This window comes from Pseudomonas sp. IT-93MI4, assembly GCF_949767635.1.
GTDB classification, from domain to species: Bacteria; Pseudomonadota; Gammaproteobacteria; order Pseudomonadales; family Pseudomonadaceae; genus Aquipseudomonas; species Aquipseudomonas putida_A.
Genome location: NZ_CATKPP010000054.1, coordinates 137,599 through 153,049 on the forward strand (window position 1 = coordinate 137,599; position 15,451 = coordinate 153,049).

The 15,451-nt window shown below is 62.1% G+C and carries 8 protein-coding genes; 7 read left to right on the forward strand and 1 reads right to left on the reverse strand.

Features of this window, described 5'->3' with window-relative positions:
- Window positions 1-137 precede the first annotated feature (137 nt).
- From ACM6I7_RS19750 to ACM6I7_RS19770, 5 genes are all read left to right on the forward strand, one after another.
- Window positions 138-3,089, forward strand: a complete 2,952-nt coding sequence (locus tag ACM6I7_RS19750; RefSeq protein ID WP_414889097.1) for an autotransporter domain-containing protein — start codon at window positions 138-140, stop codon at window positions 3,087-3,089.
- 302 nt (window positions 3,090-3,391) lie between these two features.
- A complete protein-coding gene (locus tag ACM6I7_RS19755; protein WP_414889098.1) occupies window positions 3,392-6,478 on the forward strand; it encodes an autotransporter domain-containing protein in 3,087 nt (1,028 codons plus the stop codon).
- 56 nt (window positions 6,479-6,534) lie between these two features.
- Entirely contained in the window at window positions 6,535-8,223 is a 1,689-nt protein-coding gene (locus ACM6I7_RS19760; RefSeq protein ID WP_414889099.1) for a polyurethanase, read from the forward strand.
- A 216-nt stretch (window positions 8,224-8,439) separates the two neighbouring features.
- Window positions 8,440-10,293: a polyurethanase gene (locus ACM6I7_RS19765; protein WP_414889100.1), complete on the forward strand. Its 1,854-nt coding sequence runs from the start codon at window positions 8,440-8,442 to the stop codon at window positions 10,291-10,293.
- Between the two features lie 256 nt (window positions 10,294-10,549).
- Window positions 10,550-10,924, forward strand: a complete 375-nt coding sequence (locus tag ACM6I7_RS19770) for a hypothetical protein (protein WP_097087458.1) — start codon at window positions 10,550-10,552, stop codon at window positions 10,922-10,924.
- 120 nt (window positions 10,925-11,044) lie between these two features.
- Here ACM6I7_RS19770 and ACM6I7_RS19775 read toward each other — a convergent pair whose 3' ends face one another.
- Window positions 11,045-11,269, reverse strand: a complete 225-nt coding sequence (locus ACM6I7_RS19775) for a YgdI/YgdR family lipoprotein (protein ID WP_041064149.1) — start codon at window positions 11,267-11,269, stop codon at window positions 11,045-11,047.
- A 205-nt stretch (window positions 11,270-11,474) separates the two neighbouring features.
- Between ACM6I7_RS19775 and ACM6I7_RS19780 the strand changes: the two genes are divergently transcribed.
- Window positions 11,475-13,127 (forward strand): VRR-NUC domain-containing protein, encoded by a 1,653-nt coding sequence (locus ACM6I7_RS19780; protein ID WP_414889101.1) that lies wholly within the window; start codon window positions 11,475-11,477, stop codon window positions 13,125-13,127.
- Window positions 13,124-15,415: a helicase C-terminal domain-containing protein gene (locus ACM6I7_RS19785; protein ID WP_414889102.1), complete on the forward strand. Its 2,292-nt coding sequence runs from the start codon at window positions 13,124-13,126 to the stop codon at window positions 15,413-15,415. The genes ACM6I7_RS19780 and ACM6I7_RS19785 overlap by 4 nt, the downstream gene beginning before the upstream one ends.
- Window positions 15,416-15,451 lie beyond the last annotated feature (36 nt).

The window sequence follows — 15,451 nt, forward strand, 5'->3', positions numbered from 1 at the left end:
GCTCACAAGATTTTGGGCTGCTGCGCAGCCAGCGGGAGCAAGCTCCCTCGCCACAAATAGACTCGCTCGATATTTCAAGAAGTGCTCGCCCGGCGAAACGGGTCATAACAAAAACATAAGAAAAGTGAGTGGTGAACATGGAAGTACGCATCAAGCCGGCAGCGGTCGGCACTCTGTTGCTCGCAGTTTCCATTGCGCAAGCCAACGCGCAGTACCTTGAAACCGGCAAGCCCGGCGATCCGGCCAGTTGGCGCAGCGCCGAATTCCAGCGCGACTGGGGCCTGGCGCGGATGCAGGCCGATCAGGCTTACGCCGCCGGGATCACCGGTAAAGGCGTGAAAATCGGCGCCCTCGATTCCGGTTTCGACGCCGCTCATCCCGAGTTCGCCAGCGACCGCTATCACCCGGTAATGGCCTCCGGCAGTTACGTCGACGGCTCGCTGTTCAACGTCAACGGCACCCTCAACCCCAACAACGATTCCCACGGCACCCACGTGGTCGGCACCATGGGCGCGAGCCGTGACGGCACCGGCATGCACGGGGTGGCGTACAACGCGCAAATCTACGTCGGCAACACCAACAACAACGACAGCTTTCTGTTCGGCCCGAAACCCGATCCGCGCTATTTCAAAGCCGCCTATGACGCCCTGGCCGCTGCCGGCGTGCGCGCAATCAACAACAGTTGGGGCAGTCAGCCGCCGGACGTCAGCTATCGCACCCTGGCCGATCTGCATGCCGCTTACGCCCAGCACTGGAATCAGGGCACCTGGCTCGATGCAGCGGCGGACGTCTCGCGCCGTGGCGTGATCAACGTGTTCAGCGCCGGTAACAGCGGCTACCCGAATGCCAGCGTGCGCTCGGCGTTGCCGTACTTTCAGCCGGACCTCGAAGGCCACTGGCTGGCAGTTTCCGGGCTGGACCAAAGCAATCAGCAGAAATACAACCAGTGCGGCATCGCCAAATACTGGTGCATCACCACGCCGGGGGCGAAGATCGACAGCACCATTCCGGGTGGCGATTACGCAATCAAGTCCGGCACCTCGATGGCCGCGCCGCACGCTACCGGGGCACTGGCGCTGGTGATGGAACGCTACCCGTACATGAATAATCAGCAGGCGCTGGAAGTGCTGCTGACCACCGCCACGCAACTCGACGGCTCGATTACCGATGCGCCGACCGAGCGGGTCGGCTGGGGCGTGGCCAACCTGAACCGGGCGATGCGCGGGCCGGGGCAATTGCTCGGCGCGTTCGATGCCAACCTGGCGGCCGGGCAAAGCGATGTGTGGAGCAATGACATCTCCGACAAGGCATTGATTCAGCGCCAGCGCGATGACCTCGCCGAACACGGCGCCTGGCAGCAGACCTTGCAGGACAAGGGCTGGCAGAACGGTATTCCGGCCGGCGCCACTCAGCAGGATCAGACCGACTACGCCGTCGGTATGGCGCGCGATGCCGCAGCGGCGACGCGGGTCTATCAGGGCAGCCTGATCAAGTCCGGGGCAGGGCGCTTGCTGCTGACCGGCGACAACACTTTCCGTGGCCCGACCACGGTCAATGGCGGCTTGCTCAGCGTCAACGGCTCGCTGGCCTCGGCGGTGACCGTCAACGACAGCGGCACCCTCGGCGGTTCCGGGCGGATCGCCTCGTTGCTCGCCAACAGCGGCGGCCGCGTAGCACCGGGCAACTCCATCGGCACCTTGAGCGTGGCCGGTGACGTGACCTTCGCCCCAGGCTCGACCTACGCGGTCGAGCTGTCGCCGACCAGCAGCGACCGCATCGTTGCCGGCGGCAGCGCGAGCATCAACGGTGCCACGGTCAGCCTGTCGCTGGAAAACAGCCCGACCCTACTCAGCACCACTGAAACCCGCAGCCTGCTCGGCCATTCGTACGACATTTTGCAAGCGGCCGGTGGTATTCAGGGCCAGTTCGGCGCGGTGCTGCCGGATTACCTGTTCATCGGCGGCAACCTCGACTACACGGCCAACGCCATTCAGCTCGACATTCAGCGCAACGCCACCTCGTTCGCCAGCGTCGGGCAGACCCCGAATCAGCGTGCGGTGGCGGCCGCCGTCGAAGGCCTCGGCGCCGGCAATTCGGTGTACGAAAGCCTGCTGCTGTCGGCGTCTGCAGCCTCGGCGCAACAGGCGTTCCAGCAATTGAGCGGCGAAATCTACCCGGCGCTCGGCTCGATGCTGATCAATGACAGCCGCCAGTTGCGCGACGCGGTCGGCGAACGTCTGCACGATGCCAACGCCACGCAAAGCAATGGCTGGATCAAGGCCCTCGGCGCCTGGGGGGCGACCAACTCCGGTAACGACACTTCGCGCTACAGCACCTCAATCGGTGGTCTCCTCGCCGGTGTTGACGGCGCGCTGGACGAGCAGACCCGCATCGGTCTGGTCACCGGTTACAGCGACAGCTCGCTGAACATGGGCTCGGACACGCATTCGTCGGCGAAGGTCGACAGCTATCACCTCGGCGCTTACGCCGGTCATGACATTGGCGCCTGGCGCCTGAGCACCGGCGCGGCCTATAGCTGGCATCGCGGCGATGTGAAGCGCGATCTGCAATACGGCGATGTCAGCGCCAAACAGAAAGCCAAGGTCGATGTGGCCACCACGCAGGTTTTCGGTGAGGCGGCTTACCGGCTGAACCTGCAACCGTTGGCGCTGGAGCCGTTCGCCAACCTCGCTTACGTGCATCTGGATACCGAAGGCTTCACTGAAAAGGGCGATGCGGCGGCGCTGAAAAGCTCGGGCGAGCAGCGTGATGCGGTGCTGAGTACGCTCGGTGTGCGCGCGGTCAAGGGCTTCAATTTGTCCAATCAGCAGTCGCTGGACGTCAGCGGCCACCTCGGCTGGCAGCACAGCCTGAGCGACATCGACGCCGAACAGCATCTGCGTTTCGCCAGCGGCAGCGCGCCGTACACGGTCGAGAGTTCGGCTCTGGTACGTGACGCGGCGCTGGTCGGCGTACAAGCCAGCCTGGCATTGAGCAAGGACGTGCGGGTCAACCTCGATTACAACGGGCAACTGGCCAACCGCGAGAAGAGCCACGGCGTGGGGCTGAGCCTGAACTGGCAGTTCTGACGGAGGGTGAATACGTCCCCTGTAGGAGCTGCCGCAGGCTGCGATCTTTTGACTTTGATTTTTTAACAACAAGATCAAAAGATCGCAGCCTGCGGCAGCTCCTACAGGGGGATGTGAGCACACACCTGTGGTGAGGGGATTCATCCCCGATGGGACGCGAGGCGGCCCCGATAGTCGTCCGGGCGTGCGACTGCTGCGCAGTTGATCGGGGATAAATCCCCTCGCCACAAGCGTTATTTCCCATGCTCGGGTGTGGGCCTGGTACACGGATTTTTCGCAACAACACTAAGGAAGGTCGCTGGATGAATAACAACAATACCCCCGCGCAAACGGGCGGTCGCTTCGCCATGAAAACCCTCAATTGCGCCGTGATTTGTGCGCTGACCACCTGGGGCACCGCGCACGCGGCGCCTTACGTGGAAAGCGGCCGCAGCGGCGATCCCGCCAGTTGGCGCAGCGCCGAGTTCCAGGCGGAATGGGGCTTGGGCGCCATTGGCGCGGATCACGCCTACGCCGCCGGTTACACCGGCAAAGGTGTGAAACTGGGGATCTTCGACCAGCCGGTGTACGCCGCGCACCCGGAGTTTTCCGGTGCCAATAAAGTCATCACCCTGGTCACCAGCGGGATCCGCGAATACACCGACCCGTACATCCCGGTCAAAGCCGGGGACGCGTTCCGCTATGACGGTTCGCCCTCGGTCGGTTCCGACGGCAAGCTCGGTGCCCACGGCACCCACGTCGGTGGCATCGCTGCCGGCAGCCGTGACGGCGGGCCGATGCACGGCGTGGCGTTCGGTGCGCAGATCATCAGCGCGGATAACGGTGACCCGGGCCCGGAAGACGGCATCGTCCGTGGCAACGACGGCGCGGTGTACAAGGCCGGTTGGGATGCGCTGATCGCCAGTGGCGCGCGGATCATCAACAACAGCTGGGGCATCGGCATCACTGACCGGTTCGACCTCGGCGGCCGCGACCCGGCGTATCCGCACTTCACCGTCAACGACGCGCAATTGCAGTTCAACGAAATCCGTACGCTGCTCGGCACCAAGCCCGGCGGCGCCTACGACGGCGCCATCGCCGCCGCCCGCAGCGGCATCGTGACGATCTTCGCCGCCGGTAACGATTACAACCTGAACAACCCGGACGCCATCGCCGGCCTCGGCTACTTCGTGCCGGACATCGCGCCGAACTGGATCACCGTCGCCGCGTTGCAGAAGAACCCGGATCTGGCCAGCGCCAATCCGTACATCATGAGTACGTTTTCCTCGCGCTGCGGCTACACCGCGAGCTTCTGCGTCTCGGCGCCGGGCACGCAGATCTACAGCTCGATCATCAGCGGCACCAACGCCGACAACCTGACCACCGGCTACAAGAACTACAACGGCACCTCGATGGCCGCGCCACACGTGGCCGGCTCGATGGCGGTGTTGATGGAGCGCTTCCCGTACATGACGGGCGATCAGGTCGCCACGGTGCTGCGTACCACCGCCACCGACCTCGGCGCACCGGGCATCGACGCCTTGTTCGGCTGGGGCATGATCAACCTGCGCAAAGGCATCGACGGCCCGGCGATGTTCGTCACCGAGCAGGACATCCCGGAAGAGTTCCGCATTCAGGGGGCCTACGGTTCCGGGCAGTTTGTCGCGGACTTGCCGGGCATCGGCGCGATCATCGACAAGGGCAAACCGACCGAGCGCGTCTGCACCGACATCACTTGCGGCCTCGACACCTGGCGCAATGACATTTCCGGTCACGGCGGCCTGACCAAGCAGGGCATCGGCACGCTGGTGCTGACCGGCAACAACACCTACAGCGGCCCGACTCTGGTCAATCAGGGGCGTCTGGCGATCAATGGCTCGCTGGCTTCGGCGGTCACGGTCAACGACAGCGGCATCCTCGGCGGTAACGGCCGCATCGGCGCGCTGATTGCGAAAAGCGGCGGTACCGTCGCCCCGGGCAACTCGATCGGCACGCTGAACGTCGCCGGTGACGTGACCTTCGAGCGCGGTTCGACCTACGCGGTGGAAGTCTCGCCGACCAGCAGCGACAAGATCGTTGCCGGTGGCAAAGCGGTGATTGATGGCGCCACGGTCAGTCTGTCGCTGGAAAACAGCCCGACCTTGCTGACGACGACTGAAGTGAAGAGCCTGCTCGGTTCGCGGTTCAACATCCTGCAAGCGGCCGGTGGCATCCAGGGACAGTTCGGGCAAGTGCTGCCGAACTACGCGTTCCTCGGCGGCACCCTGGCGTACTCGGCAAACGGCGTGCAACTGGACGTCGGGCGCAACGGCGCATCGTTCGCCAGTGTCGGTCTGACCCCGAACCAGCGTGCGGTTGGCGCGGCTGCCGAGGGTCTGGGCGCGGGCAATGCGCTGTTCGAAACCCTGCTGCTGTCGCCGAACGCGGCGTCGGCGCAACAAGCCTTCCAGCAACTGTCCGGCGAGATTCACCCGGCCATCGGCACGATGCTGATCAACGACAGCCGCTACCTGCGTGAAGCGGTGGGCGAGCGTCTGCGTGAGCGTGATCTGTTCAATGCCGACGCACCGACCGACGACCGCAGCAACGCCTGGGTCAAGGTACTGGGTTCGTGGGGCAAGAGCGATGGCGGCCATGAAAACGCCGACTCCAACAGCTCCATTGGCGGGCTGCTGGCCGGTGTCGACGGTTTGATTGCTGAAGATACGCGTCTGGGTTTCGTTACCGGTTATAGCGACAGCTCGTTGAACATGGGCGGCGGCACGCATTCGTCGGCCTCGGTCGACAGCTACCATCTGGGTGCGTACCTGGGGCATCAGATTGATGCGCTGCGCCTGACCGCCGGTGCGGCTTACAGCTGGCACCGCGTGGACGTGAAGCGTGATCTGCAGTTCGCAGGCGTCAGCGGCAAAGAGAAAACCAAGCACGATGCGGCGACCACTCAGGTGTTCACCGAAGCGGCTTACGATCTGCGTCTGCAACCGATGAATCTGGAGCCGTTCGCCAACCTGTCGTACGTGCACTTGAACACCGACAGCTTCACCGAGAAGGGTGATGCTGCGGCGCTCAAGAGCGGCGAAGACAACCGCGACGTGGTGCTGTCGACCCTTGGCGTACGCGCCAAACGCAGCTTCGCGCTGTCGGACAAACATCAGCTGGAACTGGGTGCGACCCTCGGCTGGCAGCACAACCTGAGCAGTGTCGATGCTGACAGCCACCTGGCCTTCGCCAATGGCAACAGCGCCTTCACTGTGCAGAGTGTGTCGATGGATCGTGACGCGGCGGTGGTCGGCGTACGCGCCGGGCTGGCGCTCAATCGCGATGTTCGGGTCAACCTGGACTACAACGGACTGATCGGTAACAACGAGAAAGACCACGGTGTGGGTCTGACCCTCGACTGGCAGTTCTAAAGGCGTGCCGGCAGTCTCTTGGGGGCTGCCGGTTTTGAAGGAAGAGAGAGCACAACATGGGATTGTTCGATTATAAAAATGCCGACGGCAAAGCGTTGTACAGCGATGCCATCGCACTGACGCTGTATGCCTACACGCCAACCGGCCAGCCGTTGCCGGCCACCGCCTGGAAACCGCTCAGCGCCACGGCGCTGGGTTATCAGGGCAAGGTCGGCGCCCAAGGCACGTTCTTCGGCGAGAAGGACGGCTTCAGCAGCGCCGAGGCCGAGGTGCTCGGCAAGTACGACGCCGGCGGCAAGCTGATCGGCATCGGCGTGGCCTTTCGCGGCACCGGCGGGCTGGGTTACAGCGACACCTTCGGCGACATGAAAAACAACCTGCTGGCCGCCATCGGCCCATCGGATTACGCGAGCAACTACGCGAAAAACGCCTTCGACAACCTGCTCAAGGCTGTCGCCGCGTTCGCCATGGCTAACGGCATCGCTGCCAAGGACGTGCTGTTCAGCGGCCACAGCCTCGGTGGCCTCGGGGTCAACAGCGTGGCCGAGTTGAGCGGCGGCAATTGGGGCGGGTTTTTCAAGGACGCCAACTACATCGCGTTCGCTTCGCCGACCCAGAGCAGCACCGGCAACAACGTGCTGAACATCGGTTACGAAAACGATCCGGTGTTCCGTGCGTTGGACGGCACCACGTTCAGCAGCGGTTCGCTGGGCAAGCACGACGGGCCGCACGAGTCGACCACCGACAACATCGTCAATTTCACCGACAACTATGCGTCCACCGCGCAGAACCTGGTGCCGTTCAGCATCGTCAATCCGCTGAACTGGTCGGCCCACAGCTCGCTCGGGTATGCCGATGGCTTGAACCGGGTGATCGACTCGAAGTTCTACAACCTGACGCACAAGGACTCGACCCTCATCGTCTCCAACCTTGAGGAATCGTCCCGGGGCAAGACCTGGGTCGAGGATCTGGGGCGCAGCGGCGAGCCGCACACCGGCAGCACTTTCATCATTGGCACCAACAGCAACGACTGGCTCAAGGGCGGGGCGGGTAACGATTTCCTCGAAGGCCTGGGCGGCGATGACCGCTTCCGCGATGACGGTGGTTTCAACATCCTCCTCGGTGGTCAGGGCCACAACACCTTCGAGCTGCAGAAACCGCTGCAGAACTTCAGCTTCGCCAACGACGGTGACGGCACGCTGTACGTGCGCGACGCCTACGGCGGCATCAGCATGACCCGCGACATCGGCGCGTTGGTGAGCAAGGAGTCGGGTTCGTGGTGGGGCAGCAAGGAAATCACCTGGGGCGTCACGGCCAAGGGTTTGACCAATGGCAGCGAACTGACCCAGTACACCCATTCGCTCAACGGCGATGCGTATGGCAACGCGCTGCACGCTAGCGCCGACGGTGACTGGCTGTTCGGGCTGGGTGGCGATGACAAGCTGATCAGCGACAAGGGCCACGTGACCTTCGTCGGCGGTGCCGGCAATGACGTGATGACGGCAGTGGGTGGCAACAACACCTTCCTGTTCAGCGGCGCGTTCGGTTTTGATGCGATCAATGGTTACCAGGGCAGCGACAAACTGGTGTTCATGGGCGTCGAAGGCGCGGGGCAGGGCTACGACTACAAGCAGCATGCTGTGCAGTCGGGGGCCGATACCGTGCTGAAGATTGGCGAATATGCCGTGACCCTGGTCGGGGTGGGAGTGGCTAACCTGTCGGACTCGGCGTTCGTGTTCGCCTAGCTCCTTGTTAAGACAAACCCTGTAGGAGTGAGCCTGCTCGCGATCGCGGTGAGTCAGTCTCCATCCATGTTGCCTGACACGGTCTCATCGCGAGCAGGCTCACTCCTACAGTTAAAAGCAATGCAAGTAGTACTGAAATGCTCCGGGGCGTGCCCGTGAGGGGCGCCCTGGCTGTGAGCTATCTCTGACAATTCCAACAAAAGAGAGGCAATAGCAATGGGTGTGTATGACTACAAGAACTTCGGCACAGCCGATTCCAAGGCGCTGTTCAGCGATGCCATGGCGATCACGCTGTATTCCTATCACAACCTCGATAACGGTTTTGCCGCCGGTTATCAGCACAACGGCTTCGGCCTCGGCCTGCCCGCCACGTTGGTCACCGCGCTGCTCGGCGGCACCGATTCGCAAGGGGTGATCCCCGGTATTCCGTGGAACCCCGATTCGGAAAAACTCGCCCTCGACGCGGTGAAAAAGGCTGGCTGGACACCAATCACCGCCTCGCAGCTGGGCTACGACGGCAAGACCGACGCGCGCGGAACCTTCTTCGGCGAGAAGGCCGGTTACACCACCGCCCAGGTGGAGATCCTCGGCAAGTACGACGCCCAGGGCCATCTCACCGAAATCGGTATCGCCTTTCGCGGCACCAGTGGCCCGCGGGAAAACCTGATCCTCGATTCCATCGGCGACGTGATCAACGACCTGCTGGCAGCGTTCGGTCCCAAGGACTACGCCAAGAATTACGTCGGCGAAGCGTTCGGCAATCTGCTCAATGACGTGGTGGCGTTTGCCAAGGCCAACGGCCTTTCGGGCAAGGACGTGCTGGTCAGCGGCCACAGCCTCGGCGGGCTGGCGGTCAACAGCATGGCCGATCTGAGCGGTGGCAAGTGGGGCGGATTCTTCGCCGATTCCAACTACATCGCCTACGCCTCGCCGACCCAGAGCAGCACCGACAAGGTGCTCAACGTCGGTTACGAAAACGATCCGGTGTTCCGCGCCCTCGACGGCTCGACCTTCACCGGCGCCTCGGTCGGCGTGCACGACGCGCCCAAGGAATCGGCCACCGACAACATCGTCAGCTTCAACGATCACTACGCCTCGACCGCGTGGAATCTGCTGCCGTTCTCCATCCTCAACATCCCGACCTGGATCTCGCACTTGCCGACCGCTTACGGCGACGGCATGAACCGCATCATCGAGTCGAAGTTCTACGATCTGACCAGCAAGGACTCGACGATCATCGTCGCCAACCTGTCGGATCCGGCGCGGGCCAACACCTGGGTGCAGGATCTGAACCGCAACGCCGAAACCCACAAGGGCAGCACGTTCATCATCGGCAGTGACAGTAATGACCTGATCCAGGGCGGCAGCGGCAACGACTACCTCGAAGGTCGCGCCGGCAATGACACCTTCCGCGACGCTGGCGGCTACAACGTCATCCTCGGTGGCGCTGGCAACAACACCCTCGAGTTGCAGAAATCGGTGAACAGCTTCGACTTCGCCAACGATGGCGCCGGCAATCTGTACGTGCGCGACGCCAACGGCGGGATCAGCATCACCCGCGACATCGGCAGCATCGTCACCAAGGAGCCGGGCTTCCTCTGGGGCCTGTTCAAGGACGACGTGACCCACAGCGTCACGGCTAGCGGTCTGAAGGTCGGCAGCAATGTCACGCAGTACGAGTCCAGTGTCAAAGGCACCAGCGGCGCCGACACGCTCAAGGCAAATGCCAGCGGTGACTGGTTGTTTGGTCTGGATGGCAACGATCATTTGATTGGCGGCGTCGGCAATGATGTGTTTGTCGGTGGCGCCGGTAATGACCTGATGGAATCGGGGGGCGGGGCGGATACGTTCCTGTTCAACGGCGCGTTCGGTCAGGATCGGGTGGTGGGTTTTACGTCGAATGACAAACTGGTATTCCTTGGCGTCCAGGGTGTGTTGCCCAATGACGACTTCCGCGCGCATGCCTCGATGGTGGGGCAGGACACGGTGCTGAAGTTTGGTGGGGATTCGGTGACATTGGTTGGGGTGGCGCTGAATAGCCTCAGTGCCGATGGAATTGTGATCGCCTGAGGTTGAAGCGGCGTCTGTAAGGACGCCATCGCGGGCAAGCCCGCTCCCACAGGGTTTTGCGGCGTACACAAGCTTTGTGAACGGCCTATAACCTGTGGGAGCGGGCTTGCCCGCGATTGAAGGATTACTCGGTATCAAAAGTGACTCAACAGCCACACCCTGACTCAAAAGCTCTGCAAACAGCAAAAGCGGCCTAAAGCCAGCACGTGCACACACGTTCTATAGCCAGCCGCCATTGAGTACAGGAGATGCACACGTGAAAAGGTTCAAGGGGTATGTCGGGATTGTCGGACTGGCGCTGTTATCGGCCAATGCCTGGGCCGATCTGCCTCAAACCTCGATTCTGAGCCGCTACGGCATCAGCAGTGACCAATTGCCGAAACCGGCGAAGACCGAAGCAGCCGAGCCGGTCGAAGAGAAAAGCCTGTTTCAGATCCAGCCCGAACAGCCGTTCGTGACGTTTCGGCGCGGTGATGACAAACAGGCGCAAGCCACTGGCAATCTGAGCATTGACCGCATGACCCAACAGGATCTGGAACGCTGCCGGCGTCTGCAAGCCGAGCTGGCGCGGCGCGGTGAGCAGTATTTCAGCTGTGATCACAGCATTATGGGTTTGCCTGCTTTCGAATAACCCAGGCGGATAACACTTCCCCTGTAGGAGCTGCCGCAGGCTGCGATCTTTTGATCTTGTTTTTAAAATCAAAATCAAAAGATCGCAGCCTGCGGCAGCTCCTACAGGTAAAACGGGGTGTCAGTCTTCCTTGCGTACGGTCGCGACCTCATCGGAGCGGACTTTCACCTTGGTCCCGGAAATATCCTCGAATTCATAGAACCCGTCCTTGTTCTTGGTTTTCGGCATGTCCTTGGTCAAATACTGAGTACCGTTCTGCAAGGTCACCACGGTTGGTGTCGAGCAGCCGCCCAATGCCAGGAAGGCTGCTACCGCCAGGGGAAGACCCAGAGTCTTGATGTTCATACCCACCTCAAATACCTCATTCCATATCAATTGACCGACTTCGGTCTCTAACGCGGTTGGTGCCATCGAACCGGGAAAAGTTCGATGGCACCCTGAAAAAATCCCGATTGCCGCTGCCACTGATCTTTTTCCGTTTGCACGCGACGGGGCAGAGCTGGTATCTGTACGCATAACCAGTATTCGCTCGCCATGGCCCTGAATTCCCGTGACTGCCAACCCGCTCGACGATCCGTTCTATTACCTCAACAACTTCCGGCAAGTGCTTGATTGGCTTGAACTTCGCTATGCCGATGTGATGAGCGAATCCGAGCACGGCTTTATCCGCGACTTCAAGGCCTTGCCACGCGCTTCGCAGGGTTTGCTGGTGCGCATGATAATGCGCAAGGGCGTGCATTTCCGCTTCGGCAAACTCAACTACCCGGAAATCGGGGACATCAGCAACGCCGCGCAGCCGTTGTTGCGTCACGGCTGGCTCGACGATCAGGCTTTATTGAGCATGCCCGAAGTGTTCGACGTGTTGCTCAAGGCTGAACTGCTGCAGGCGTTCGGCAGCTTTATCGAGCAACCCAAGGGCCGCAAGGACGAATGGCTGCCGGCGCTCGCCGAGCAATTCAGCGAGTCGCGCAGCCTCTGTGATTGGGCGCCGACGCTCGGCGACTGCTTGCTCAGCCTGACCATCATGGACTTGTGCGACCGCCTGCGTCTGATGTTCTTCGGCAACCTGTATCAGGACTGGTCGGAATTCGTCCTCGCCGACCTCGGGATCTTTACCTACGAAAAAGTCGAGTTCTGCGCTGACTCCCGTGGCCTGCGCAGCCGTGAAGACGTTGACGCCTGCCTGTTCCTGCATCAGTGTCAACAGCGTTTCGAAGCCGGTGAACCGTTGGAGCCCATTGTCGAGCAGGTCAGCGCGCTGCAGTTCGACAACCCGTGGCTGCAACGGCGGCGTGGCAAGGTGCTGTTCCAGATCGGCCAGTATTGCGAGCGCGTCGCCGAGTTCGCCCTGGCGTTGAGCATTTACCGCGATTGCACCTACCCCGGCGCCCGTCAGCGAATGATCCGCGTGCTGGAGCGCTGCGGCGAATACGCACTGGCGCTGGAGCTCGCCAGCCTCGCCGAACAGGCGCCGGAAAGCGCTGCGGAGCAGCAGAGCCTGCAACGCATGCTGCCACGGCTGCGGCGCAAACTCGGCGGGCCGCCGCTCAAACGGGCAACGCCACGCCCGGTCGAGCGCCTCGATCTGCAACTGCCGCGCACTGATCCGGGATTGTCTGTGGAGTTTTACGTGCAGGCGCATTTGCACGAAGACAGCGGCCCGGTGCACTACGTCGAGAACAGCCTGATCAACTCGCTGTTCGGCCTGTTGTGCTGGCCGGCGATTTTTGCGCCGCTGCCGGGGGCGTTCTTTCATCCGTTCCAGCGCGGGCCGGTGGATCTGCTCAACGAAGACTTTCAGCAACGCCGCGCCGAACTGTTTCAGGCTTGCCTCGACCAACTCGACGACGGCCGTTATGCGGCGACCATTCGTGAGCGCTTCGCCGCCAAATGGGGCGTGCAGTCGCCGTTCGTGTTCTGGGGCGCGTTGAATGAGCAACTGCTGGAGCAGGCGCTGGCGTGTTTGCCGGCGGAACACCTCAAGCACTGGTTCAATCGCCTGCTGCTCGACATCAAGGCCAATCGCGCCGGCATGCCGGATCTGATCCAGTTCTGGCCGCAGCACAAGACCTACCGGATGATCGAAGTCAAAGGCCCCGGTGACCGCTTGCAGGACAACCAACTGCGCTGGCTGGAATTTTGCCACCAACACCAGATGCCGGTCGCCGTGTGCTACGTGCAATGGGCGGAGCAGAGCGCTTGAGCTACAGCATTGCCGTCCGTGCCATATGCGAGTTCACCGCCAAGACCGGCGACCTCGACCTGCGTTTTACCCCTTCGCCGACAGCCCTCGAAGGCATGCTCGGGCACCGCACCGTGGCCTCGCGGCGCAACGACAAATACCAAAGCGAAGTGGCACTGGAGGGCGAGTTTCTGCAGTTGAAGGTCAGGGGCAGGGCGGACGGCTATGACCCGGCGCAGAACTGTCTGGAAGAAGTCAAAACCTATCGCGGTGACCTGAGCAAGCAACCGGCCAACCATCGGCAGTTGCATTGGGCGCAGGCGAAAATCTACGGCTGGCTGATGTGTCGCAAGCTGGAGCTTGCGCAGATCAATCTGGCGCTGGTGTATTTCGACATCGTCAGCGAAAAGGAAACCTGTCTGGTCGAGTCCTTCAATGCTCCAGCCTTGCAGGATTTTTTCGAACAGCAATGCCGGTTGTTCCTGAACTGGGCCGAGCAAGAAATGGCCCATCGCGAGGCGCGCAATCTGGCCGCGCAGCAATTGAGCTTTCCCCACGCCGACTTTCGCCCCGGCCAGCGGCATCTGGCCGAATCGGTGTTCAAAGCGGTCAGCACCGGCCGCTGCCTGATGGCCCAGGCGCCCACCGGCATCGGCAAAACCCTCGGCACGCTGTTCCCCATGCTCAAGGCACTGGCGCCGCAGCAACTGGACAAGGTGTTCTTTCTGACCGCCAAGACCCCGGGGCGCAAACTGGCGCTGGATGCCAGTCAGGTGTTGTTCGATCAGTCTGAACGCTTGCCGCTGCGGGTGCTGGAGATGGTCGCCCGCGACAAGGCTTGCGAACACCCGGACAAAGCCTGTCACGGTGAGTCCTGCCCGTTGGCCCAGGGCTTTTATGATCGGCTGCCCGCCGCCCGCCAAGCGGCCAGCCGGATCAATCTGCTCGATCAGGCGGCGATGCGTGAAGTGGCCCGTGAGCACACGGTGTGCCCGTATTACCTGAGCCAGGAAATGGCCCGCTGGGCCGACGTGGTGGTGGCGGACTACAACTATTACTTCGATTTCAGCGCGCTGCTGTTCGGTCTGGCCCAGCTCAATCAGTGGAAGGTTGCGGTGCTGGCGGATGAAGCGCACAACCTGGTCGAACGTGGGCGTTCGATGTACAGCGCCAGTCTCGATCAGGCCGCGCTGGCCAGTGTGCGCAAGACGGCCCCCGAGGTGCTGAAAAAATCCCTGCAACGGGTCAACCGCGAGTGGAACGCGCTGCATCAGCCGCAACTGGCGCCGTATCAAGCCTACGACAAGGCCCCGGAGAAACTGCTGCAAGCGGTGTCCCTGTGCAGCGCGGCCATCGGCGACTACCTCAATGATCATCCGCAGGGACTCGACAGCGCGCTGCAAACTTTCTATTTCGACATGCTGCAGTTCGGCCGGGTGGCGGAGCTGTTCGACGAGCATTACCTGTTCGACATCAGTAAGCGCGACCTTGAGCGCAAGCGGCCGCTGTCGCAGTTGTGCCTGCGCAACGTGGTGCCGGCGGCGTTCATCGGCCCGCGGCTGAAAGCGGCGCGCAGCAGCGTGTTGTTCTCGGCGACGCTGAGCCCACGGCGCTATTACGCCGATCTGCTCGGCACGCCCGCCGACACGGTATGCATAGACGTCGAATCACCCTTCAGCGCCGAACAGTTGCAAGTGCAGATCGTCAGCCGTATCTCCACGCGTTTCAATCATCGCCAGGCGTCGCTGGAACCGATCGTCGAGCTGATCGCCCGCCAGTTCAGCGAGCGCCCGGGCAATTACCTGGCGTTCTTCAGCAGCTTCGATTACCTGCAACAAGTGCTGACGCTGCTCGCCGAACGCCATCCGCAGATCAATCTGTGGCAACAGTCCCGGGGCATGGCCGAAGGGCAGCGGCAGGCCTTTCTCGATCAGTTCACCGCCGACAGCCAGGGCATCGGCTTCGCCGTGTTGGGCGGTGCGTTCGGCGAGGGCATCGACCTGCCCGGAGCACGGCTGATCGGCGCGTTCATTGCGACCCTGGGACTGGCCCAGCTCAACCCGGTCAATGAACAGTTGAAACGGCGCATGGCGGCGATTTTCGGCGCCGGTTACGACTACACCTATCTGTATCCGGGCGTGCAGAAAGTGGTGCAGGCCGCCGGGCGGGTGATCCGCACCCGTGAAGATCGTGGCGTGGTGATGCTGATCGATGACCGCTTCGCCGAACCGCGCATTCAGCAACTGCTGCCACGCTGGTGGTCGCTCGATACAGACTCGTGCGCAACGAGTACTTTGTTCACGTCGTGAATTGACGCGCGTTTGCACCTTCCCATGGCGCCGGAT

Bases quoted from the DNA above. Each gene is read 5' to 3' on its own strand.
- ACM6I7_RS19750 (WP_414889097.1), top strand. From the start codon at position 138: ATGGAAGTACGCATCAAGCCGGCAGCGGTCGGCACTCTGTTGCTCGCA.
- ACM6I7_RS19765 (WP_414889100.1), top strand. From the start codon at position 8,440: ATGGGTGTGTATGACTACAAGAACTTCGGCACAGCCGATTCCAAGGCG.
- ACM6I7_RS19755 (WP_414889098.1), top strand. From the start codon at position 3,392: ATGAATAACAACAATACCCCCGCGCAAACGGGCGGTCGCTTCGCCATG.
- ACM6I7_RS19760 (WP_414889099.1), top strand. From the start codon at position 6,535: ATGGGATTGTTCGATTATAAAAATGCCGACGGCAAAGCGTTGTACAGC.
- ACM6I7_RS19775 (WP_041064149.1), bottom strand. From the start codon at position 11,269: ATGAACATCAAGACTCTGGGTCTTCCCCTGGCGGTAGCAGCCTTCCTG.